20 protein-coding genes and 2 pseudogenes are annotated in these 21,578 nt (G+C 68.2%); 3 read left to right on the forward strand and 19 right to left on the reverse strand.

Annotated elements, in window-relative coordinates:
- From UCD39_RS01210 to UCD39_RS28390, 18 genes and pseudogenes are all read right to left on the reverse strand, one after another.
- Positions 1-1,665, reverse strand: coding sequence for a rhodanese-like domain-containing protein (locus UCD39_RS01210; protein WP_330494322.1), 1,665 nt, complete (start codon positions 1,663-1,665; stop codon positions 1-3).
- Positions 1,665-2,288, reverse strand: a complete 624-nt coding sequence (locus tag UCD39_RS01215) for a cysteine dioxygenase family protein (RefSeq protein ID WP_330494323.1) — start codon at positions 2,286-2,288, stop codon at positions 1,665-1,667. Before UCD39_RS01215 ends, UCD39_RS01210 begins: the two co-directional genes overlap by 1 nt.
- Before the next feature lie 141 nt (positions 2,289-2,429).
- Positions 2,430-4,667 carry a TonB-dependent receptor gene (locus UCD39_RS01220; RefSeq protein ID WP_330494324.1) on the reverse strand — a complete coding sequence of 746 codons (2,238 nt, stop codon included), beginning with the start codon at positions 4,665-4,667 and terminating at the stop codon, positions 2,430-2,432.
- Positions 4,668-4,838: 171 nt separating this feature from the next.
- On the reverse strand, positions 4,839-5,225 hold the full coding sequence (locus tag UCD39_RS01225; protein ID WP_330494325.1) for a hypothetical protein: 387 nt from the start codon (positions 5,223-5,225) through the stop codon (positions 4,839-4,841).
- 131 nt (positions 5,226-5,356) lie between these two features.
- Positions 5,357-6,244, reverse strand: a complete 888-nt coding sequence (locus tag UCD39_RS01230; RefSeq protein WP_330495470.1) for a sigma-70 family RNA polymerase sigma factor — start codon at positions 6,242-6,244, stop codon at positions 5,357-5,359.
- The gene (locus UCD39_RS01235; RefSeq protein ID WP_330494326.1) at positions 6,244-6,723 is read right to left on the reverse strand and encodes a carboxymuconolactone decarboxylase family protein; all 480 of its coding nucleotides are present in this window, start codon (positions 6,721-6,723) and stop codon (positions 6,244-6,246) included. Before UCD39_RS01235 ends, UCD39_RS01230 begins: the two co-directional genes overlap by 1 nt.
- Positions 6,724-7,092: 369 nt before the next feature.
- On the reverse strand, positions 7,093-8,082 hold the full coding sequence (locus UCD39_RS01240; protein WP_330494327.1) for an ABC transporter substrate-binding protein: 990 nt from the start codon (positions 8,080-8,082) through the stop codon (positions 7,093-7,095).
- A 22-nt stretch (positions 8,083-8,104) separates the two neighbouring features.
- Positions 8,105-8,647, reverse strand: coding sequence for an NAD(P)-dependent oxidoreductase (locus tag UCD39_RS01245; RefSeq protein WP_330494328.1), 543 nt, complete (start codon positions 8,645-8,647; stop codon positions 8,105-8,107).
- 25 nt (positions 8,648-8,672) lie between these two features.
- Positions 8,673-8,954, reverse strand: a complete 282-nt coding sequence (locus UCD39_RS01250) for a Rossmann-fold NAD(P)-binding domain-containing protein (protein ID WP_330494329.1) — start codon at positions 8,952-8,954, stop codon at positions 8,673-8,675.
- A 112-nt stretch (positions 8,955-9,066) separates the two neighbouring features.
- The gene (locus UCD39_RS01255) at positions 9,067-10,188 is read right to left on the reverse strand and encodes an LLM class flavin-dependent oxidoreductase (protein ID WP_330494330.1); all 1,122 of its coding nucleotides are present in this window, start codon (positions 10,186-10,188) and stop codon (positions 9,067-9,069) included.
- Positions 10,189-10,215: 27 nt separating this feature from the next.
- Entirely contained in the window at positions 10,216-11,391 is a 1,176-nt protein-coding gene (locus UCD39_RS01260; protein WP_330494331.1) for an acyl-CoA dehydrogenase family protein, read from the reverse strand.
- The gene (locus UCD39_RS01265) at positions 11,276-12,316 is read right to left on the reverse strand and encodes an ABC transporter ATP-binding protein (protein ID WP_442943536.1); all 1,041 of its coding nucleotides are present in this window, start codon (positions 12,314-12,316) and stop codon (positions 11,276-11,278) included. The genes UCD39_RS01260 and UCD39_RS01265 overlap by 116 nt, the downstream gene beginning before the upstream one ends.
- A 3-nt stretch (positions 12,317-12,319) precedes the next feature.
- Complete coding sequence (locus UCD39_RS01270; protein ID WP_330494332.1) at positions 12,320-12,799, reverse strand: ABC transporter permease subunit; 480 nt, start codon at positions 12,797-12,799, stop codon at positions 12,320-12,322.
- Positions 12,799-13,188, reverse strand: a complete 390-nt coding sequence (locus UCD39_RS01275) for an ABC transporter permease (RefSeq protein ID WP_330494333.1) — start codon at positions 13,186-13,188, stop codon at positions 12,799-12,801. The genes UCD39_RS01270 and UCD39_RS01275 overlap by 1 nt, the downstream gene beginning before the upstream one ends.
- 468 nt (positions 13,189-13,656) lie before the next feature.
- Positions 13,657-14,289, reverse strand: coding sequence for a hypothetical protein (locus UCD39_RS01280; RefSeq protein ID WP_330494334.1), 633 nt, complete (start codon positions 14,287-14,289; stop codon positions 13,657-13,659).
- Positions 14,279-15,670, reverse strand: a complete 1,392-nt coding sequence (locus UCD39_RS01285) for a tetratricopeptide repeat protein (protein WP_442943585.1) — start codon at positions 15,668-15,670, stop codon at positions 14,279-14,281. The genes UCD39_RS01280 and UCD39_RS01285 overlap by 11 nt, the downstream gene beginning before the upstream one ends.
- Before the next feature lie 54 nt (positions 15,671-15,724).
- Positions 15,725-15,928: pseudogene (locus tag UCD39_RS28385) on the reverse strand (hypothetical protein); the annotation flags it as partial.
- A gap of 74 nt (positions 15,929-16,002) precedes the next feature.
- Positions 16,003-16,467, reverse strand: a pseudogene (locus UCD39_RS28390) (serine/threonine-protein kinase); the annotation flags it as partial.
- Positions 16,468-16,662: 195 nt separating this feature from the next.
- Between UCD39_RS28390 and UCD39_RS01295 the strand changes: the two are divergent.
- Complete coding sequence (locus UCD39_RS01295; RefSeq protein ID WP_330494336.1) at positions 16,663-18,222, forward strand: sigma-54-dependent transcriptional regulator; 1,560 nt, start codon at positions 16,663-16,665, stop codon at positions 18,220-18,222.
- 91 nt (positions 18,223-18,313) lie between these two features.
- Positions 18,314-19,516, forward strand: a complete 1,203-nt coding sequence (locus tag UCD39_RS01300; RefSeq protein ID WP_330494337.1) for a bifunctional alpha/beta hydrolase/OsmC family protein — start codon at positions 18,314-18,316, stop codon at positions 19,514-19,516.
- Between the two features lie 108 nt (positions 19,517-19,624).
- Here UCD39_RS01300 and UCD39_RS01305 read toward each other — a convergent pair whose 3' ends face one another.
- Positions 19,625-20,839 carry an MFS transporter gene (locus tag UCD39_RS01305; protein WP_330494338.1) on the reverse strand — a complete coding sequence of 405 codons (1,215 nt, stop codon included), beginning with the start codon at positions 20,837-20,839 and terminating at the stop codon, positions 19,625-19,627.
- A 162-nt stretch (positions 20,840-21,001) separates the two neighbouring features.
- Between UCD39_RS01305 and UCD39_RS01310 the strand changes: the two genes are divergently transcribed.
- The gene (locus UCD39_RS01310) at positions 21,002-21,571 is read left to right on the forward strand and encodes a TetR/AcrR family transcriptional regulator (RefSeq protein WP_330494339.1); all 570 of its coding nucleotides are present in this window, start codon (positions 21,002-21,004) and stop codon (positions 21,569-21,571) included.
- Positions 21,572-21,578 lie beyond the last annotated feature (7 nt).

Genomic DNA, 21,578 nt, shown 5'->3' on the forward strand with positions numbered 1-21,578 from the left:
TCAGTGCCCATGCCCCTCATGGGCCAGGTGCGGGGACAGGGAAGGTGGCGTGTCGTGGGCATCCCGCGAGGGCGGGATGACGAAGAAGCCGTGGGTGCCATCGCGGCGCAATTGCCCCACCAGGCCGTATTCCCAATCCAGGTAGGCCTGCATCGCCTCCACCGCGTTGTCCGTGCCCTCATAGGGGCGGCGGTAGACGTCATCGGGGGCGGAGAGGTAGGCACCCTCCCCGGTTTCCAGCTGCAGGCCGGCGGCCGTCCATGCCGCCGTGCCGCCGTCCAGCACCAGCGCCGGCCGGCCGGTCAGGGCCTGGATGTCGACGGCGGCGAAGCGGGCGGCGACACCGTCGGGTGAGGTCACGACGATGGTCCGGTCGCGCGCCGCCGCCGGCAGGTCCACCGCCAGCCGCGCGCGGATGATGAACCGGGCGCCGGGGACGCGGCCCCGCCGATAGGCCGGGCTAGGCCCCACATCCAGGAGGGTGACGCCGCCCCCATTCGGTAGATTGGCCGCCAGCAGCCGCGCCAGATGGGCCGGCGGGATGGCCTCAACCACCGGCAGCGGCGGCAAGGAAGGCCGCCAGGCCCCCGTGGCGGTCAAGGCGGTGGCGGGAACGTCGTCCAGCACCAACACCTCCCACCCCATTTGCGCCAGCCACGAGGCGCTCATGTCCGCCCGCACCGACAGGGTGTCGAACAGGACGATGCGGGCCCCGCGCACAGGCGCGGAATGGTCGGTTTCCTGCACCAGCTGGCCGCCCGGCGCGCTGCGGAAGCCCGGCAGATGGCCGGCCTGGTATTCCTCCGGCGTGCGCACGTCCAGGCGATAGAGGGTGCGCCCCCGCTCCTCCAGCGTCTCAAGCGCCGCGTACGGCAGGCGGCGCACGCCGGCGCGATAGGCCACGGTGCGGGCGGCCGCGCGGGCCGTCTCCCGCGCCGTGTCGTCCACGTCGCCAAAGCGGCGCTCCTGCCCATGCTCAAGGCTGAAGCCGGCCAGGGTCCAGCCGATGGTGCCGTTGCGCAGGGCGTAGACGGGGTTGGGCACCCCGGCGTTGCGCAACGACTGGGCGCCGATCAGGCTGCGGGTGCGGCCGGCGCAATTGACGATGATGGTGGTGGCGGGATCGGGCGCCAGGGTACGGGCGCGCAGCACCAGCTCCGCCCCCGGCACGCTGGTGCCGGTGGGTATGCTCATGGTGCGGTATTCCTCGAACCGCCGGCTGTCCAGCACCACCACGTCAGCCTGCTCATCCAGCAGGCCCTTGACCTCCGGCGCGCTCAGCGAGGGCGTGTGCGCCTCCGTCTCCACCAGCTCGCCGAAGGCCTTGGACGGCACGTTGACGTCGCGGAAGACCTCATAGCCGGCGGCGCGCCAGCCTTCCAGGCCACCCGCCAGCAAGCGCACGTTGGTGTACCCCAGGTCCGCCAGCCTAGCCGCAGCCCGTTCCGCCAGCCCCTCGCCATTGTCATACAGCACGATGGCGGTATCGCGCCGGGGCACACGGTCCAACACTTCCAGCTCCAGCCGCGACAAGGGCAGGTTGGCGGCGAACAGCGGGTGGGCGTGGGCGTAGGGGTCCTCCTCCCGCACGTCCAGCAGGGCCAGTTCGCGCCGGGCGATGAGATGGAGGCGGACTTGCGCCGCGGAGACGGTGGGGAAGGACATCAGGCGTGCTCCAGGGACGGCGTACGAGTAATGGTGAAGGCGGGCGTGGCGCCGGCGTTGCTGTAGCCGGAGATGAAGGGCTTGCGCGGCCCTTGCGCCGGATAGACCCAGCGCCGCACCTGCCCGATATCGGCGCCATAGACATGGATACTGACCGAGGTGCGGTCCAGATGGGCGTTGGTGACGCGGTGGATATCACCCGCCTGGGGCGACAGCGTCTCCACCTCCCCCACCTCCAAGCGCTGCTTGGGGCCGACGGCCACCAGCTCATCGCGCGATCCCACGACGAAGCGCTGGGAATACTCAGCCCCCCGCAGGACGCCGACCAGTCCCCAGACGGTATGGTCATGCACCGGCGTCTCCTGCCCCGGCCCCCAGACGAAGCTGACGACGGAATAGCGCCCGTCGGGGTCGGCATAGAGTAGGAACTGGCGATACCGCACCGGATCGGGCTCGGCATAGGCGGCCGGCAGCCAGTCATCCTGGGCCACCAGCTCCGCCAACGCGTCGCGCGCCTGGTCCAGCAAGGCGCCCTCGGGCAAGTGCTGGTGCACCAGGGCGTCCAGCCGCCCGATGAAGGTACGCAGCCGCGCCGGCGCCTCGGGATTGGTGGTCTCGCTCATCTTGTCCCTCCGCCTGGTGGCATCAATGGGTGGGTGGACAGCAACCCTAGGGGCTGGATCCGGGCCAGGGAAATCGAGTTTTCCTGAAGGTGGTCTTGAGGCCCGATGGTCCGTAGGTGGAAAGCTTAGCAGACCGGTGCATCACAGCTTATACCCGACCTTGAAGAACACCGTGCGCGGCGGGCTTTCCACGAAGGTCCACACCGTGCCGGCGGCGGAGGCGGAGTAGCTGCCGCCCTGGGGCAGGCGGCGGTCGGACAGGTTGCGCACGGTGGCGGAGAAGGTCCAGCGTTCGTCCTCCGTCGTGTATTTGGCGAACAGGTTGACGTTCCACTGCGCCGGGATGGTGACCTGCCAGGAATTGGCCACGTCGGCGTAGGACAGGGTCTGGAACTGGGCGTCCACGCCCACCTGGGCCTGGCCCGGCACCGCCAACGGCAGGGTGTAGGTGGGGGCCGTACGGAAGGTCCAGCGCGGGGCATAGGGCAAACGGTTGCCGCTGGCGCTGGTGCCGATGCCGGCGTAGTTCGGGAACTGGTCGTACAGCGCCAGCGTATAGCTGGCGGAGTTGTCCCAGCGCAGGCCCTCGAACGGCTGAATGGTGGTTTCCAGCTCAAACCCCTCGGTATAGGCCGACGCCGCGTTCAGGCGGCGGGAGCGCAGGGTGGCGGGATCGGTCGCCGTCGCCTGCAAGTTGGTGTAGTCGTTGTAGTAGAGCGCCAGGTTGACCAGCAGCCGCCGCTCCCACCACTGGCTTTTCACGCCCACTTCATACGTCTCGACCTTTTCCGGCTGATAGGGCAGCTGGGCATTGATCAACGCGCTGGCGCGATTATCGAAGCCGCCGGCCTTGAAGCCCTTGGAGTAGCTGGCATAGGTCAAGAGATCCGGCGTCCATTGATAGGAGGCGGCGAACTTGGGCGTCAGGGAGTACCAGGTGGCATCCGACTTGGTCTGGAAGGCGCCGGCCTTGTTGGTGGCGGTGGCCGGCACGATGGGGTTGCCGGAGGCGTCGGTGATGCGCGTGCCCGTCAAGGTGTCGTCGAACTGCCGATAGGTGAAGTCGCGGCTTTCGATGGTGTAGCGCAGGCCGACCGTGCCGGTCAGCTTGTCGGTGACGTGGTAGTCACCCTGGCCGTAGGCCGCGTAGCTGTCGGTCTTGGTGTTGCCCACCTGGTCCTGCGGCGGGTTGGCCAGGCTGGGATAGCTGAAGCCGTTGCGGTCGCTGGAGAAGTTTTCGTGCAGGTAGAACAGGCCGCTGGTGAAGTCCAGCGGGCCCCAGCTGCCGTTGGCCTGGAACTCCTGCGTCAGCTCATTCTCGTAATAGCGGATGAAGTTCACCTGCTTCACCGCCGCCTCGCCGTCATTGTCGTAGGTGACGGGCGCCTGGCCGAACAGGCGATAGGCGGTGACCGACTTGAGCGTGAATTTATCGCCCAAGGCCTGGGTGATGCGCAGCGCCGCCCCGCCGGAGTTGGAGTTGTTCTGCGGCTGCGGCTCCGCGAACGACAGCGAGGGGTCGAAACCGCCGCCCGGCTGGTTCTTGGGCGTGTAATAGGCGGTGGTGGAGCGGTCGCGCTTGGCATCCAGGGTCAGTTGGATGTCCAGGTCTTCGGTGGCCTGCAGCTTCAGCTTGGCCCGCGCGCTGTCCACGTTCAGGTCGTTCACGTCCTTGTTGATGGTGGGATCGTGGGTATAGCCGTCGTGCTGCTCATGTCCATAGGCCAGGCTGGCGTACAGCTTGTTGGCGATCAGGGGGCCGGAGACGTAGCCATGGCTCTCAAACGCGCCCCAGGTGCCGACGCCGGCATCCACCGACAACCGCACCTCGTCGTTCGGGTCGCGGGTGATGTAGCGGATGGCGCCGGCGCTGGTGTTGCGGCCATAGAGCGTGCCCTGCGGCCCGCGCAGCACCTCCACCCGCTCCAACTCCGCCAGCAGGGGCGACGCGGCGATGGAGCGCGGGATGTAGACGTCATCCACATACTGGGCGATGGCGGGGTCGAAGATGGGGTCGGTCTCACCAATACCCCGCAGGAAGAACAGCTGCGTCGTCGGCGTGATGCCGCCGCGCGGCACGGTCAGGCCGGGCACCAGGCCCGCCAGGTCGCGCACCGTGCTGATGTGCTGGTCCTGAAGAGTGTCGGCGGTGTAGGCGGTCAGCGCGATGGGCGTTTCCTGCAGGCGGGTCTGGCGCTTTTCCGCCGTCACCACGATGTCGGCGATGCCGCCGCTGGCCTCCAGGTCCGGCGCGGCCTCAGTCACGGAGGCCGGGGCCGGTGGCACGGTCTGCGCCCAGGCGGAAACCGTCAGCGCGCACAGGGCGGTCCCCAGCAGCAAGGAAGAAACGGCGATGGGGGAGGACGGGACCCGAACCATGAAACAGCGCTCCGCGAAACGAATGGGGAAGCACTCGTTTGGCGTATTTCACAGTTTCATAAAAACGAGATTTGCTTATGTGATCAGTGATTGACCGTCAATCGACTGTGAATTGTCCTGACCCGCGACGCGACCACGCTGCGAAATTGGCCCCGCGAAATCGGGCAGGTCCTATCGCCCAAGCCACCGCGCCGCCGCCGCGTCGGTATCATCCGGCCGGGTGTTGAAGGCGATACGGGTCTGGGGGGCGGCGCGATGAATGGTGTTCAGCACTGTTTCCAGCAGGATCAGGTTCGCCGGCGGATTACGGATGCCGGCGCCGATCACCACCACGTCATAGGTCGCACGGGACAAGGCGGCGGCGACTTCCGCCTCCGCCACGGCGGGGGCGGGCTGAACATACAGGTTGTCGCAGATGTAGCCCTGGCCCTCCAGCGACAGCTTGGACGCGGTCACGCCTGCCCGAACCTTGTCGGCGGTCATGCCCGGGATGATCCCCGGTGCCGTGTAGTCAACGGTGTCGGGATCCTGGCCGACAATCAAGATGCGATGGGTCATGGTGCAAATCTCCCCTGGCTTTGCGACGGGAGGATGCAGCGGAAGCCAACAAGACGCAAGCGCACGGCGGGTCAAATGCCAACCTTCACAATCCAACGCAGGTCGGGCAAGCCTGCGCCGGGGGCACCCTGTCATGAGTTGCCGACGGCCACCCCCAGCGCCTGCGCGACCCGGGACAGCTTGTCGGGGTTGCGGGTGATGTAGATGGCGGTGATGCGGCCGTCCTCGATCTCGAACGCGGTGGTCTGCAGCATCACGCCCCGCTCCAGACTGGCATAGCCGGGCAGGCCGTCGACGCGCAGGGGGCGGATGAAGACGGCCGCCTGGAACTCCCCCTTGGCATACAGGCTGGCGAACAGGCGGACCATACGCTCCACCCCGACGATGGGGTTGCGGAAGGCATGCACCTTGCCGCCGCCATCGGCCCGCAGCACCACCTCCTGCGCCAGCAGGCCGCGCAGGGTGTCCACATCGCCCAGGTGGGAGGCGGCATAGAAGGCCCGGGCGATGCGCTCCCCCTCCTCCGGCGCGACGGGATAGCGGGGACGGGCCTCCTGCACATGGCGGCGCGCGCGCACGGCCAGCTGGCGCACGGCGGCGGCATCGCGGTGCAGGGTACCCGCCACCTCATCCAACGCCACACCGAACACGTCGTGCAGCAGGAAGGCCGCCCGCTCCAGCGGCGACAGCCGTTCCAGCGCCAACATCAACGTCAGGGTCAGGTCATCCTCGCCCGCGTCCTCGTCACTGCCGGCCAGGGGTTCCGGCAGCCAGGCGCCGACATACGTCTCCCGCCGCACCCGGGCCGACTTCAGCGTGTCCAGGCACAGGCGGGTGACGATGCGCGACAGGAAGGCGGCGGGGACCGCCACCGTGGCCTGGTCCGCCTGGCGCCAGCGCAGGTAGGCGTCCTGCACCACGTCCTCCGCCTCCGCCAGGGAGCCCAGCATGCGGTAGGCCAGGCGCACCAGCCGGGGCCGCTGCGCCTGGAAGATCGCGGTGGCGTCCCCCGCCTCCATCACGCGGCCGTCGCGGCGCTATGGACGACCGGCGGGTGGGCGGCGCGGAAGCCCACCTGCAGGCGGTTCCACAGGTTGATGAGGCCGATGGCCAAGCTCAGATGCACCTGCTCCACCTCCGTGAAGTTGGCCTGCACCAGGGCGTAGTCCTCATCCGGCGCGCCGGTGTCAGCCACGCGGGTCAAGGCTTCCGTCCAGGCCAGGGCGGCGCGCTCCCGGTCAGTGTACAGCGAGGAATCCCGCCAGGCGTTCAGCAAATGCAGGCGCATCTCCGTCTCCCCCATCTTGCGGGCGTCGGTGACGTGCATGTGCAGGCAGAAGGCGCAGCCGTTGATCTGCGACGCACGGATCTTCACCAGTTCCAGCAGCGCCGGCTCCAGCCCGCCGGCCTTGAGGGCGGTGCTGGCCGCCAGCAGGCCCTTGATGGTCTCGGGCGCCAGCTTGAACGCGTCAGTGAGGCGGGGGGTATGGGTGCTCATCGTCATCTCCATCAGATCATGCGTCATCGCATGACCCAAAGACGAGATGGCTTCACGGCCGTGTGACATGGCGGTGGAAAAATCCGCACCCAATGCCAGATGCCGGAAGAGCAACCTATGGGTTGTGGGCGCTCCGGGTTTTCGATGAATATCTTCCCGTGGTCAGGGGGCGGATGGGCCGCCTCCCCGCCACAGGAAGAAAGGAAATTGGATGCTCATCCGATCCTTCTTCCTTCATCTCCGCTTCCGGTTCCTCGGCATGGCCGTTGAGCTGAAACTGGGGAGGTGAAGGGCGCCGGGGGGAGTAGCAGCTCCCCCCGGCGCCCTCGCAAAATACCGCAGATCCTAACACCCCGCAATCAGGCGCCCTTAAAGTTTCGCCAACACCTCATGCAGGCTGTCGTCCCACAGCGGGCGCACGTCCACCGGGGCGGGAATGACGCCGGCGGCGGCGAAGGTATCGGCCACGTCCTGTTGCGAGGCGATGGCCGCGTCGCTGACAGGCAGCAGGCGATAGGCGGCGCTGCGCTCCCGGTATTCCTGGATGTAGGCGGCCTCGGGGATGTTGGTCAGTTGCGCCCGAAGGCGAGCCCAGCGGGTGTAATCGGCCTCGATCCAGGCCAGGGTCTTGGCGTAGCGCTGCAGGTAATCGGTGATGGCGCGCCGCTTCAGCGGATCGGCCAGGGCGTCCTTGGAGGCCGCCACCAGATAGTTGCCGGACAGACGGTTCAGGCCGGTGGTCAGCACCCGCGCCCCACCCTCTCGGGCCAGTTGCACCACCACGCCATAAATGACCCAGGCGTCCAGGCTGCCCTGGTTGAAGGCCGCCAAGCCGTCCTGCGGCGACAGCGCCACGGGGGTGATGTCGGCGAAGGTCAGCCCCTGTTCCTTCAGGATCTTCAGCAGCATGTATTGCGTGGTGGTGGCGCGGACATAGCCCACGCGCTTGCCCTTCAGGTCCGCCGTGGTCCGCAGCGGGCTGTCCTTGGGCACCAGCACCACCTGGTTGTTCACGTCGCCCTGCAACACGGCGATGATGCGTACCAGGGGGTTGGCGGCGGCGATGAAGATGGGCGGGATCTCGCTCATACCGCCCACGTCCAGGGAATGGGCGTTGATCGCCTCCGCGATCAGGTTGCCACCGGCGAACTGGGCCGTTTCCAGGGTGTAGGGCGTGTCGGCCACGCCCGCCTGCTCGAAGAAGGAGTCCGGATTGCCCCGGTATGTCGCCGCGCGCAGGGTGAGGCCGGCCAGGTCCGCGTCCTTCTTGCGGCCACAGGCACCCAGGTTCAGGGCGCCCAGGCCCAAGGCCCCCGCCGCCAGCCCCCGCAGGGCGGACCGGCGCGATATCAGCATCATGGGTTCGATCTTTCCTTATCCTTCAGTAGCCACGCGCCAGATCGACCACGTCTTCCAGCGGTTCCCCGCGGCGGAAACGGATCAGATTATGGGCCAACTGGGACGCCAGGTTGGCGTGGGTGTCCGGCGTGTAGACGGAGGTGTGCGGCGACAGGCGCACGCGGGGGTGGCTGTAGTACGGGTGGCCATCCGGCAAGGGTTCCGGATGCGTCACGTCCAGGGTGGCCAGCGACACCCGCCCCTCCGCCAGCGCGGCCAGCAGTGCCTGGTCGTCGATCAGCGCGCCGCGCGCCACGTTGACCAGATGCAGGCCGGGCTTGGCGGCGGCCAGCACGCGGGCGTTCACCAGATGGTGGGTTTCCGCCGTCGCGGGTGCGGCCAGCACCACATGGTCGGCGCGGGCGAACAATTCGACGACATCGTCCACCCGCTCCACGCCCGGCACGCCGAGATCGCCGGCCCCGCGCCGTGTGGCCAGCACCGTCATGCCCAGGGCCAGGGCCTTGGGCGCAAGGGCCTGGCCAATGCCGCCGAAGCCGACGACGCCCAGGGTGGCGCCCTCCACCAGCCCAAGGGGTGTCGGATTCCAGTCAGCCGCCCGGCTGACCCAGAATCTCGGGGAAGCGCTTGGCGGCGGCGAAGATGGCGGCCAGCGAGAACTCGGCCAGGGCGGTGGCGGAGGTGCGCTTGGCCGCCGTCACCACCGGCCCGTCGAACAGCCAGTCGGGATAGAAGTCGATGCCGACAGAAACGAGCTGCACCCAGCGCAGGTTGAAGGGCCAGCCCGGCGGCTGGGCCGGCAGGTCGCCACCAGCACGGCGGAAGGGCGCGGCCACGAAGACATCGGCGTCGCGCGGCCACTCGGCCGGCACCCCCGGGGCAGGGTGATCAGCTCGACCGCCCCCTCCCCCGTCGCGGCGCTGACCCGCCGCGCCACCTCGGCATTGATGGGCTCGGTCAGTTGGCTGACTACGCGGATGGGGCTCATTCGGCCGCCACCGCCGCAGTCGCCCCCTGGCCAGCCTCCCTCGCGGCCACCGCCTGGCGCACCAGGGGAATGAGGTCGCGGCCATACTCGATGGCGTCCACCAGCGGGTCGAAGCCCCGGATGAGGAAGGTGCGGACGCCGAGATCATAGTAATCCAGCAGCGATTCCGTGACCTGCTCCGGCGTGCCCACCAGGCTGGTGGAGTTGCCCTGGGCGCCGGTCAGGGCGGCGATCTCCGTCCACAGGCGCTTGTCCCGCACCTTGCCGGCCGCGGCGGCCGCCAGCAGGCGCTGCGAGCCCACGTTCTGCGGCTCTCCCGCGCGCACCGGCCGGAAGGTCGACTGCGTGGCGCGCAGGTGCTTGGCCTGTTCCAGGATGCGCTCGGCCTTGGCCCAGGCCTCTTCCTCCGTACGGCCCAGGATGGGGCGCAGCGACAGGCTGAACTGGACATGGTCCTGGCGGCCATGCAGGGCGGCGGCGGCGCGCACCTTGGTGATGGTGTCGCGCACGTCGTCCAGCGGCTCGCCCCACAGGGCGTAGACGTCGGCATGTTTGCCGGCCACGGCGATGGCCTCGTCTGAGGACCCGCCGAAATAGATGGGCAGCGTGCCGTTGACCGGCCGCACGTAGGAATGCGAGCCGCGCGACTTGTAATAGGGCCCGTCATGGTCGAAGGGGGCGGTGCTGGTCCACACCTTGCGCACCACCTCCAGATAGTCGTCCGTGCGGGCGTAGCGTTCCGTCTTGTTCAGGAAGTCGCCGTCGCGCTGCTGCTCCTCATCCGACCCGCCGGTGATTATGTGCACGGCCAGGCGGCCCTGGCTGAAATGATCCAGCGAGGCCAGTTGCCGGGCGGCCAGGGTGGGCGCCACGAAGCCGGGACGGTGGGCCAACAGGATCTTCAGCCGCTCCGTCTGCTGCACGGCGTAGGCCGCGATCTGGAAGCCATCGGGCGAGGCGCTGGAGTGCGCGATCAGCACGCGGTCGAAGCCGGCGTATTCCTGGGCCCGCGCCACGGTGCCGATGTAGTCGCGGTCGATGATGGGGCCGCTGCCGGGCCGGGTCTCGGACCCATCCTGCGACCCGATGAAGCCGATGAACTGCAAGGTGTTGGACATGGGGGAACCCTTTAAAGAGGGGAGTCTTCAGGAGGGGGTGGCAGCGGCGAAGGCGGCGCGGCCGGCGCCGACCAGCACCACATCGGCCTGGGGGGTATGGATGCGGCCGCACAGCACGTCGCGGTAATGCCGCTCCAGCGGGTTGTGGCGGGTGGTGCCGGGGTTGCCGGTCAGGCGCACCGCCGTCTCCACCGCCTGGATGGCGTTCTCCGTCACCAGATGCTTGACCAGGCCGGCCTCCACCGCGCTGGTTTCCCCGCGCGTGGCGGCGGCCAGCAGGGCACGGTTGGACAGCAGCAGACCGTCGATGGCGCCCACCGCCTCCTGGAAGCGCGGCAGGGTGGATAGGGCGGCCCCCAGGTTGCTGGGCACCCGCTGGCGGGCGAAGGCGATCAGCCAGTCGCGCGCCGCCTCCGCCACCGCGTCATAGATGCCGGCGGTCAGGACGGCGGCCCAGGCGCCGAACAGCGCGTCGCGCGGCCCGGCCACCCCGGGCGCCCGCAGGTCCAGGGCGTGGTCCAGCGGCGTGGGCACGTCTTCCAGGATCACGTCGTGGCTGCCGCTGGCGCGCAGGCCCAGATGGTCCCAGGTCTCGACCACGCGGATGCCGGGGCTGTCGCGATGCACCAGGAAGCCGCCGACACGCGGCTGCGGCTCATCGGTGCGGGCCCAGACCAGCAGCCAGGTCAGCGCCGGGATGCCGGTGGAATAGAGCTTGTGCCCGCTGATGGACCAGCCGTCCGCCGTGCGCCGCGCCACCGTGGCCGGCAGGCCGCCGCGCGCCGGCGTGCCCAGATCGGGCTCCACCCGCAGGGCGTTGATCAGCGCGCCCTTCTCCACCGCGTCCCGCGCCACCCGGGCATAGACCGCGTCGGGCATGGCGCGCAGGTCGGCCGAGGCGTGGAACAGGTACTGCATCACCAGCACCAGGGCCGTGGCGGGGTCGCCCTTGGCCACCGCGCGCACCACCTTCAGCGTGGTGGCCAGGTCCGCCCCGGCCCCGCCCAGGGCGGGCGGCACCGTCAGGGCCAGCAGCCCCTGGGCGTGCAGGCTGTGGAAATTCTCGAAGGGGAAGCTGCCGTCGCGGTCATGCGCGGCCGCCCCGGCGGCGAACTCGGCGGTCAGCCCGGCCAAAAGGCCGTCCAACGCCGCCCCGTCCAGCCCGTCCTGGTCCGCCGCCACCCGGCGCAGGGCCGCCGTCATGACAGCCCCCCGCCCAGCTGGGCGCCGGCGCGGGCGCCGTTGGTGAAGCCGCCCCCATGGCCGTTGTGGCCGTTATGACCATTAACGGCGGCGGACGGCCGGTTCCAGGGGGCGCGGATGCCGCCGGCCGGGGGGACGGCGGGACGAAGCTCAGCGGCGCCGTGTCGCGCGGCCCCGGCTGCTCCACCCCCAGATGGCCCAGCAGGCGGCGGCGCAGGGCCTGGAACTCCGGCCCCGCCTCCCGCGGGCGGGCCAGGGTCACCTTCTCCTCCACCGCCAGGCGGCCGTCGGCCAGCACCAGGATGCGGTCGGCCAGGGCGATCGCCTCATCCACGTCGTGGGTGACCAGCAGCACGGCCGGCCGATGCGCCCGCCACAGCGACAGCACCAGCTGGTGCATGCGCAGGCGGGTCAGGGCGTCCAGCGCCGCGAAGGGTTCGTCCAGCAGCAGCAGTTGCGGCTCCCGCACCAGGGCGCGGGCCAGGGCGGCGCGCTGGGCCTCCCCACCCGACAGGGTGGCGGGCCAGGCGTCCACCCGATGGCCCAGGCCCACCTCCTCCAGCGCGGCGGTGGCCTGAAGGCGGCTGCGGCCGCTTTTCAGGCCCAGGGTGACGTTGCGCCACACCTTCTTCCACGGCAGCAGGCGCGGCTCCTGGAACACGACGGCGCGGGCGCCGGGGGTGGACACCTGCTCCGCCGGGGCGGCGTCCAGGCCGGCCAGGGTGCGCAGCAGGGTGGTCTTGCCCGAGCCGCTGCGGCCCAGCAGGGCCACGAACTCACCCGGGGCGATGTCCAGGTCCAGGTCGCGCAGCACGGTGACGTCGCCGAAGCGGCGGGTGAAGCCGCGCACCCGGACGGCGGCGGGTTCCGATGGAGAGCACGGCGCGGGGGACGGCGCGGCGATGGGGGCGGTGGGGGAAGCCATGGGTCAGCGCTCCAGGAAGGTGGGACGCCAGGCCAGCAGGCGGCGTTCCAGCAAGCGGACGAGGAAGTCGGTGCCAAGACCGAGGACGGCATAGACGCCCAGGCAGACGACGATGATGTCGGTGCGCATGAAGTCGCGGGCGTTGTTGATAAGGTAGCCGAGCCCGGCGGAGGCGTTGATCTGCTCCGCCACCACCAGGCTGAGCCAGGCGTGCCCGAGGGCATAGCGCAGGCCCACCAGGAAGGACGGGGTGGCGCCGGGCAGCACGACGTTGGTGATCAACTCCAGCCGCGACAGGCCGAAGCTGCGCCCCGCCTCCACCAGCTTGGCCTCGATGGCGCGGATGCCGGAGAACAGGGTGAGATAGGTGGGGAAGGCGGCGCCGAGGGCGATCAGCGCCACCTTGGGCACCTCCCCAATGCCGAACCAGACGATGAACAGCGGCACCAGCGCCAGGAAGGGTAAGGTGCGCAGCATCTGCATCAGGGGGTCGACCAGCGTCTCCCCCGGCGGAACAGGCCGGCGACCACGGCCAGCACCGTGCCCACGGCAACGCCGATGCCCAGCCCCGTGACCACGCGGGCCAGCGACACCAACAGGTTGGACGGCAGTTCCCCCGACACCAGCAAGGTCCAGAAGGTGACCAGCACCGCGCTGGGGGCGGCCAGCACCCGGGCCGGCACCAGCCCCACCCGCGACCCCACCTCCCACGCCAGCACCAGGGCCAGGGGCACGGTCCAGCGGGAATTGCCGAGATGGGACAGCAGGCGCCGGGCCAAGGGGACGCCGATGGGCGCAGTGGCGGGCGCGCCGGCGGGCCGCGCGGCCCCGGACAGCGCCGGGGCCTGGGGGTCGTCAAGGACCAGGGACAAAGCCGCACCTCATTTCACAGGGAAATTTCGGTGATCAAAGATCACTAATCCCCATTAAATGACGTGGGATTTAATGCGGCAATGGACTTCTGGTGCTGTGAATCTTTGAAAATTCTCAAGGGTGGGGCGCGGGTAGGTAAGCGGTAGCGGCCGATGTCAAGTGCCGCAATGGAATTGCAGATTGTGGGGATATCGCGCGGCGGTGCGACAATGAAATCCCACGAGTTCCCCTAGGAAGCGATAATCATCGAATAATAAATCAATGCCGGTAAGGCCTATAGCATAAATTGGCACGAGCTTATGACGTTCATGAATAGCGCAAAAATAGCATAAAGCACAGATGGATATTTTTGTATCTAATGAGATACAATTAAGCCGGGCGCAATTTGCGCCCGGCCAATGAATTCATTACCATGCTACATAGAAAAAATGTTCCTTTCCAGTGATAAACGGTGCAGTTTATCTAATTCAGCCCTTAGTAGGTAACATTGGTAACGGGGGGAGGCCCCCAGGTCCGACCATTACGTCGGGATCGAAGGTATAAACCCGGTGTGTCACCCCTTCCTTGGTTGTCACGACCACCGAGAGGAAGCCCATGATCTGCCAAAGGCCAGACTTTGCAAGAATGGGCAGATCGGCGCCACCTGCGATATCGCCAATCTGGACGGTCGAGCTGCCAGGCTTGAAGTACAATTGCCCGGTTGAGTCATCCGCGAACGAGAGGACGCCTGCGGGGGGGGCAGTAGGCTGCCACTGGTCAACACGGCGCGTTGCGAAATTTTGATCATACGGAGACAGGTAGACCTCATCCAGCACCGACACCGGGCAGTGCTCGATGTACCAGGCCGGGAGTGACACCAAGGTCAAACCCTCAATGTGTATACCGGGGACCGCGTCTTTGTTGAAGCTCGCGCTGATGAGGATGTTAATACCGTCACCGCGGCTCAATGAATATCCGCCGGCGGCCAACCCAGACTTCTGGATAGCGGCACTTCCATCAGCTTTTAGTAGGTTGAAGCACAGGGCCGTGCTGATCTGCCGCACGTCGAAATGCAACTGCATGGAATAAATATTTGAAGTAGTATTATTCTCACTGGTCACCGGCATCCTCCTTCTTGATTAGGGACAGTTGATAGCGACGGTCCAGGCGCAGTTGCGCCAGTTCCGGTTCGTGGTCGATTTCGCTGGCGGCATAGCCCGCCGCCCGCGCCTGGGCCAGTAAGTCCAGCGCCTGGTCACGTCTTCCGAGAACCTCGTTGGCGACAGCGGCATCGAACAGAATCTTTGGCGTTGGATTTCCGCTCAAGGCTAAGTCCAGCGCCGTTAGGGTAGATGCCTCCTCCCCTAATTTCGCGCGATAGACCGCGACCTTGCCATTGAGGGCCGGATCCTGGGGAGCACTAGCTAATCGGGAATTAAGATGGCGCAGCGCCACACGATAGGCGTCCCGCGCTTCTGCCGTCTTGCCTGGAGTCCAGCGATAAGCATCGCCCAAATTGCCCCAGGTGAGATAATGCTGGCTATAGCCATCCACCCGCGTAAGACGCTCGAATGCCTCCGCTGCTTGGGGATATTGACCCAAAAAATAGAGGTATGTGCCCAGGTTATTGTACAACTGCGGCAAGGGCCGGATGCGCAGCCCGCGCTGTACGGTCTGGATTGCCTCCACCGTACGCCCTTGCATATGCAGCGCCGCGCTGAGATTGGCATAGCCATAGGCACTGTCCGGTGCCAACTCCACGCTTTTCTTAAACATCTCCTCAGCTTGAGCATATTTTGCTTGATTGAAATAGATCATTCCGAGATGGTCGTAAAAAGATCTAAAATCTGGATGCTGTTCTATGCCGGACTTGAGCGCCATAATGGCGTCAGCAACCATGTTTCTCTTTAAAAGAATTTGCACCCTTCCCTTAATTGCCAGGACATTGTTACTGTCCAAGTTAATTGATTCTCTAAATTCACTATCCGCTTCATCAATTTTGTTGTTGTTCACGTCAACCCATCCCATGGCTACATGAGCCAGGGCCAATTGGTCATCCAATGACAAGGCCAGACGAGCAGCAGCATCCGCCTGTTGCAAAACCACGGGATCTGGCTGCTGATCCATATAACGCTGTAACAGCGCCAAACTCAGTCCCGCCGTCGCGGCGGCATTGGTGGGGTCACGCGCCAGCACCTTCTGGAAGCCGGTGACCGCCGCGTCGATGGCGCCCTTGTCTTCGAAATGGTAAAGGCGGTCCATGGCGGTATCGATCATGGACTGGAGGCTGGCCTCCGGGGCGTGTCCCGCCATACGATCCCGCACGGCGGGCCACTCCAGCGCCAGACCGGCCGTCAGCACAACGCCCGCCACCCCGGCGGCGGCGAGGGCGCGCCCGTGGCGGCGGACCAGGGCGAGGACGCGGCCGGGCGTCCGAACCCGAGCAGCGGGGGGCGGCGCCGGGGTGGCGCCGGCGGCGATGGCGCGCAGGGCGTCGCGCACGGCGTCCATGGTGGCGGGGCGGGCGGCGGGGTCGACGGCCAGCATGCGGTCCACCAGGTCGCACAACGGCTTGGGCAGGGGGGTGCCGGGCACCCACAGGGATTCCGGGCGGCCGTTGAGGATGCGCTGCATGACGGCGCCCTCGCTGGGCGCGTCGAAGGCGCGGCGGCCGCCCAGCATCTCGAACACCAGGGCACCGAAGGAGAAGATGTCGGACAGGGTGTCGGGCTGGGCGCCCATGAACAGCTCGGGCGCCATATAGCTGACGGTGCCGCGCAGGCCGTCCCCCGTTCCATGGTCGCGGCCAGGGTGTCCTGCGCCCGGGCGATGCCGGACAGGCGGGCCAGGCCGAAATCCACCAGCCGGGGGTGGCTGCGCTGGTCCAGGATGACGTTGGCGGGCTTGATGTCGGCGTGCACCACGCCCTGGCCGTGGGCCGCCGCCAGGGCGTCGGCCAGCTGGGCGGCGATGTCCAGCGCCTGGTCCAGCGGCAGGGGTCCCTGCGCCAGCCGAGCGGCCAGCGTCTCCCCCTCCACATGCTCCATGGCCAGGTAGGTCTGGTCGCCCTCCTGCTCCAGCCCGAAGATGCCGACGATGTTGGGATGTTGCAGCCGCGCCAGGGCGCGCGCCTCACGGATATGGGTCTTCAGGCCGTCCGCCGGGGCGTCGGTTTGGCGCAGTATCTTCAGCGCGACCGTGCGGTTGAGCACAGGATCGGTCGCCTGGACCACGGTGCCGTAGGAGCCGGATCCAATAATACGCTCGATCTTATACTTGCTGATGGTCTGCGCGAACATCCAGCTCCCCCAACCGCGATTTGCGCACGTTCCCGACCATGACTAAATTGAGCGACTACCCCGTTTGGGCACGGTGTGATTTCAGGTGACAACGGCTAGAAGTGTATCTTATTTCGCCCTGGTGATACATAATTATACCCGCATATGGCGTGGTTTCTAAGAATTGATCATTTTTTGCGAGGGTTTGAGGGCATCATGCACGCCACCTACAACCCGGACGCCACGGCCGCCCCCACCTTGCACGGGGCGGCACCGTGGAGTGGTCGGGACCATACCGTCGCTTGCCTGGGCATCGTCTGGCATCCAGACCCCAGCCTGGTCGGCATGATCACCCCTCTGGCCTTCGGGCCGGACGGCGCCTTCGCCCTCAGCCGTTTCCAGCCGCTGTTCCGCTCCGCCGTGGGGCAGAACCACCGGGCGCTGGAGGACCGCCACATCTCGCGCCAGCCGCTGGAAATCCGCCGACGGGGCCCGCGCACCTTCGACATCCGGCCGCCGGACAGCCGCATGTCCGTCTCCGTCAACGGGCGGGTGATCGAGGGCGCGCAGACCGTCAGCCTGGGTGAGCTGGGGGCGGACATCCTGATCTGCCTGTCCGACACGGTGATCCTGTCGATCTTCGAGGCGTGCCTGCCCATCCAGACGGAGGCGGCCAAGCACGGGCTGATCGGCGTCAGCCAGAGCGTGCAGGTGGCCTGGGGCCTGATCCGCCAGGCGGCGCCGACCGCCCTGCCCGTCTTCGTCAGCGGCGCCACGGGCGTGGGCAAGGAACTGGTGGCGTCGGCCATCCATGCCCTGAGCGGCCGCGCCGCGCAGAAGCTGCACACCATCAACATGGCGACCCTGTCGCCGGCGCTGGCGCATGCCGAGCTGTTCGGCGCCGCGGCCGGCGCCTACACCGGCGCCACCCGGGAACGCAGCGGCCTGTTCGCCCTGGCGGACGGCGCCACGCTGTTCATGGATGAGATCGGCGACACCCCGAAGGAGGTGCAGCCCATGCTGCTGCGCGCCCTGGAGTGTGGGGAGTACCGCAAGCTGGGCGATTCCCGGAACCAGAAGGCCGACGTGCGGGTGATTTCCGCCACGGACAGGCCGCTGGACGACCCCGCCTTCAACCAGCCGCTGCGCCGCCGGCTGGAGGGCGTGGTGATCAAGCTGGCGCCGCTGAGCGAGCGCCGCGTGGACATCGGCCTGCTGCTGCGCCACTTCCTGACCCGGGGCGAGCCCAACCTGAACGCCTTCGATCCCGCCGCCCTGCCGGCGGTGAAGGTCATGCCCCTGCTGCTGCACAGCTGGCCCGGCAACATCCGGGAACTGATCGGCGTCGCCCGGCAAATCCGCCTGGGGACGCCGGTGACCCTGGCAACCGATCTTCCCCCCGCCAGGACCGCCGCGCCCCACCCGCCACATGCCGGGCCGGTCGCGGGCGGAACGGCGCGCGCCGCAGCGGCCGACGCGGCGGCAGATCGCAAGCGCCGGGACCCGGCGACGGTGGATGAGGCGGAACTGCTGGCGGCGCTGGAGGGGGCGGGCTGGAACGTCAAGGCCGCGGCCGAGCTTCTCAACGTATCGCGCACCAGCCTGTACCGCCTGATGGAGCGCTCCCCCACCCTGCGCACCGCCGGCGACATCCCGGCGGAGCAACTGCTGGACGTCATGCAGCGCCATCCCGGCGATATCGAGGCGTGGAGCCAGGACCTGCGCATCCCCAAGGACACCCTGAAACGCCATTTGCGCCGGGTCACGGGCCGGTAACCGCCTGCCCGACCCCGCCCCCTTGCCTTGGCCACCGCCCCACCGGCGGTGGTACAAGAGGGGGATCGCCATAGGGGATAAGGAGGCCGGCATGGCCAGCCAGCAATTCGATTTCGACAGCGCCAAGGGCTATCGCCTGTCCGGCCGGATAGAGCCGCCCGAGGGCGCGCCGCGCGGCTGGGCCATCCTGGCCCATTGCTTCACTTGCGGCAAAGATGCCCTGGCCACCACGCGGCTGGCCCGCGCGCTGGCCAGGACGGGCATCGGCGTGCTGCGCTTCGATTTCGCCGGCCTGGGCAAAAGCGGCGGCGATTTCGCCGGCGGTGGCTTCGCGGCCGATGTCGATGACCTGGTGGCGGCGGGCGCCGCGATGACCCAGGCGGGCATGGCGCCCGGCCTGCTGCTGGGCCACAGCTTCGGCGGGGCGGCGGCCCTGGCGGCGGCGGGCGACATGCCGTCGGTCAAGGCGGTGGTCACCATCGCCGCCCCGGCCGACGTCGCCCATGTGCTGCGGACCGTGGGGCCGGAGGCGCTGGACCGCATCGAGGCGGAGGGGGCGGCGGAGGTCGATCTGGCCGGCCGGCCCTTCGTCCTGCGCCGCAGCTTCGTCGATGACGCCCGCCAGCAGGATCTGGCGGCGCGCATCGGTCAGCTGCACCGGCCCTTGCTGATCCTGCACGCCCCCGGGGACATGACGGTGGGCATCGACAACGCGCAGCGCATCTTCGTGGCGGCCAAGCATCCCAAGAGCTTCGTCTCGCTGGATGACGCGGACCACCTGCTGACCCGCCCGGCCGATGCCGACTATGCCGCCGCCGTCATCGCCGCCTGGGCCGGGCGCTACCTGCCGCCGCAGGACGCGGCGCCCAGCCCCCATGGCGAGGCGGACGGCGTGCTGGCGGTGGAAACCGGCCGCGGGCGCTATCAGCTGGCCATGCGCAGCGGTCCGCACCAGTTCCTGGCGGATGAGCCGGTGGACGTGGGCGGCCTGAACAGTGGCCTCGCCCCCTACGACTTCGTATCAGCGGGCCTGGCCGCCTGCACCACCATGACCATGCGCATGTACGCGGAACGCAAGGGCCTGCCCCTGGTGCGGGCCCAGACGCGGGTGACCCACACCAAGCGGCCGGACCAGACGCCGGCCGACCTGTTTACGCGGACCATCGTGCTGGAAGGCCCCTTGGACGAGGAGCAGCGGGCCAAGCTGCTGTCCATCGCCAACCGCTGCCCGGTGGACATCACCCTGACCCGCGCCTCGGAGGTGGAGACCCTGCTGGCGGGGTCGGAGGACTGAAGTCGCCTTCGCCACTCGCCCCGCCACCAGCATCCCGGCGACGGGGCGGCTGAGGCTTGGATGACGCCGGACGATTTGGACGGATTGGAACCGAACGGTTCAAAATGCTCAAGCGAATGGCGCGCTGACGCTCGCGCTCAGGCTCCGTCCAGAGCGTAGGGCCATCAGGACCAACAGGACGGCGCATAGGGCTGTCATGATGGCCGCCCCGGTCAGGACGGCGATGGCCATGTCCGTCGCTGTCGCCAGCCGGCCCAACGCCAAGGCCAAAACGCCGGTGAACAGGTAGGCCAGCAGGAAGGCGGCGGACAGCAGCCCGCCCCTAGAGCCCTGTGGCGCCACGGCATTGAGCGCGGCCAGGCCGCCATAGACCATCCAGGCGTATCCCATGCCCGATGTCACGGTGGCGGCCAGGAACGCGGCGAGGCTGTGCGCCAGCACGGCGGCGGCCAGGAAGCCCATGCCCGCGACGGAGGCGCCGGCCCCCATCAGGATGGCGGTCTCCGCCCGCAGGCGGCGGGCGAACAGGCCGGTGACGCCCAGGGCGATGGCGAACAGGGCCAGGGCGGCGCCATTGATCAGGCTGTTGTTGGACCGCACCAGATCCCGCGCCACCTGGGCGCCCAGGGAGGCGATCATGACGCCGTGGGCATAGGCGATCATGACGGTGAAGGCGGTGATTCCGAAAACCGCGCCCAAGCCGGCCGGCACCCGTGGCAACGCGGGCCGCCACCCCGCCGCGGTGGCCGTCGCCGGCCGGCGCGGCAACAGCGCGACGCCGGCGAACAGCAGCAACAGCAGGGCGCCCAGCACCCAGAAACTGAGGTGCGTGGGGTACGGCGCGTACTGCACCAAGGCCCCGCCCACCAACAGCGCGGCGGCCAAACCGGCCGACTGCGCCACCAGGGTGGCGGCGCTGGCGCGGGAGGCGCCGGCGCCGCCGCCGGCATAGTCGGCCAGGGCGGCGGCCGACGGGCCGGCCGAGAGCCCCACCCCCACGCCCATCAGGAAGCGGCCGATGAACAGGTCCGCCACGCCGCTGGCCATGGCGAACAGCAGGACGCCGGCGGCCGAGGCCGCGACCCCAAACAGCATGGCCAACCGCCGGCCAAGCTGGTCGGACAGGTTGCCGAACAGGATCAGCACGGCGACGACCGTGACCGGATAGACGGCGAAGATGCCGGTGGTGATGGTGGGGCTGAGGTGCCAATGGGTGGCATACAGCGGATAGACCATGGCAGGCGCGGCGCTGGTCCATAGCGTGTGCGCCACCACCCCGGCGGCGATCCAGAAGCCAATCCTATCCGATACTGCGAAGCGCATTCGTCACTCCCTGCCAGGGCCTTGACCCGGCACATTCAGAGCTGTTTGGTTCACCCCCCCTCACGGGGCATTCCGCCAATGACCTTATGAACCAAATGGTTCGATATAGTTCCCAGGCGCGGTTATTGAATTGATTGGCACAGACCGGGTGGGATGAGGGGCATGGCCAGACCAAAGCTATTCACGCGGGACGCCGTCCTGGACAAGGCGATCCCGCTTTTCTGGCGGCAGGGTTACGCCGGCACCAACGTGCAGCAGTTGGAACAGGCGACCGGCGTCAACAAGTCGGGCCTTTATGCCGAGTTCACGGGCAAGGAGGATCTGTTCCTGGCCGCCCTTCAACGCTACCTGGACACGGGGCCGGCCTTGCGCCTGCTGGCGCGGGAACCTCTGGGCTGGGCGAATATCGAAAAATTCCTGACCGAGGCGCCGTTCATCCTGGAAAGCCAGCCCGGCTGCCTCGTCGTCAACGCCACCGGCGCCATCGGCGCCCTGCCGGACGCGGCGGCGGACCTGATCCGGTCCTACAACGCGCGGCGCCTGGACAGCCTTGAGCGCAACGTGGCGGCGGCGAACCCGGCGCTGGACGCCAGGGCGGTGGCGGGAATGATCGCCACCTTTTTCCTGGGGCTTTGCAGCGATGCCAACCTGGGTGGGGCCAATCTGGGTGAGGCGGTTGAGACGCACCAGTCACGGGTCGCCCCCTTCATGGCCATGCTACGCGGTCTTTGATCCCGGC

The sequence above is a fragment of the Nitrospirillum karajorum genome (assembly GCF_036348415.1).
GTDB classification, from domain to species: domain Bacteria; phylum Pseudomonadota; class Alphaproteobacteria; order Azospirillales; family Azospirillaceae; genus Nitrospirillum; species Nitrospirillum amazonense_B.

Excerpts from the sequence above, each read along its gene's own strand:
- UCD39_RS01210 (WP_330494322.1), bottom strand. The coding sequence starts at position 1,665 with ATGTCCTTCCCCACCGTCTCCGCGGCGCAAGTCCGCCTCCATCTCATC.
- UCD39_RS01230 (WP_330495470.1), bottom strand. The coding sequence starts at position 6,244 with ATGGAGGCGGGGGACGCCACCGCGATCTTCCAGGCGCAGCGGCCCCGG.
- UCD39_RS01260 (WP_330494331.1), bottom strand. The coding sequence starts at position 11,391 with ATGACGGCGGCCCTGCGCCGGGTGGCGGCGGACCAGGACGGGCTGGAC.
- UCD39_RS01270 (WP_330494332.1), bottom strand. The coding sequence starts at position 12,799 with ATGCAGATGCTGCGCACCTTACCCTTCCTGGCGCTGGTGCCGCTGTTC.
- UCD39_RS01305 (WP_330494338.1), bottom strand. The coding sequence starts at position 20,839 with ATGCGCTTCGCAGTATCGGATAGGATTGGCTTCTGGATCGCCGCCGGG.
- UCD39_RS01310 (WP_330494339.1), top strand. The coding sequence starts at position 21,002 with ATGGCCAGACCAAAGCTATTCACGCGGGACGCCGTCCTGGACAAGGCG.
- UCD39_RS01255 (WP_330494330.1), bottom strand. The coding sequence starts at position 10,188 with ATGTCCAACACCTTGCAGTTCATCGGCTTCATCGGGTCGCAGGATGGG.
- UCD39_RS01265 (WP_442943536.1), bottom strand. The coding sequence starts at position 12,316 with ATGGCTTCCCCCACCGCCCCCATCGCCGCGCCGTCCCCCGCGCCGTGC.
- UCD39_RS01215 (WP_330494323.1), bottom strand. The coding sequence starts at position 2,288 with ATGAGCGAGACCACCAATCCCGAGGCGCCGGCGCGGCTGCGTACCTTC.
- UCD39_RS01220 (WP_330494324.1), bottom strand. The coding sequence starts at position 4,667 with ATGGTTCGGGTCCCGTCCTCCCCCATCGCCGTTTCTTCCTTGCTGCTG.
- UCD39_RS01235 (WP_330494326.1), bottom strand. The coding sequence starts at position 6,723 with ATGAGCACCCATACCCCCCGCCTCACTGACGCGTTCAAGCTGGCGCCC.
- UCD39_RS01295 (WP_330494336.1), top strand. The coding sequence starts at position 16,663 with ATGCACGCCACCTACAACCCGGACGCCACGGCCGCCCCCACCTTGCAC.
- UCD39_RS01225 (WP_330494325.1), bottom strand. The coding sequence starts at position 5,225 with ATGACCCATCGCATCTTGATTGTCGGCCAGGATCCCGACACCGTTGAC.
- UCD39_RS01240 (WP_330494327.1), bottom strand. The coding sequence starts at position 8,082 with ATGATGCTGATATCGCGCCGGTCCGCCCTGCGGGGGCTGGCGGCGGGG.
- UCD39_RS01300 (WP_330494337.1), top strand. The coding sequence starts at position 18,314 with ATGGCCAGCCAGCAATTCGATTTCGACAGCGCCAAGGGCTATCGCCTG.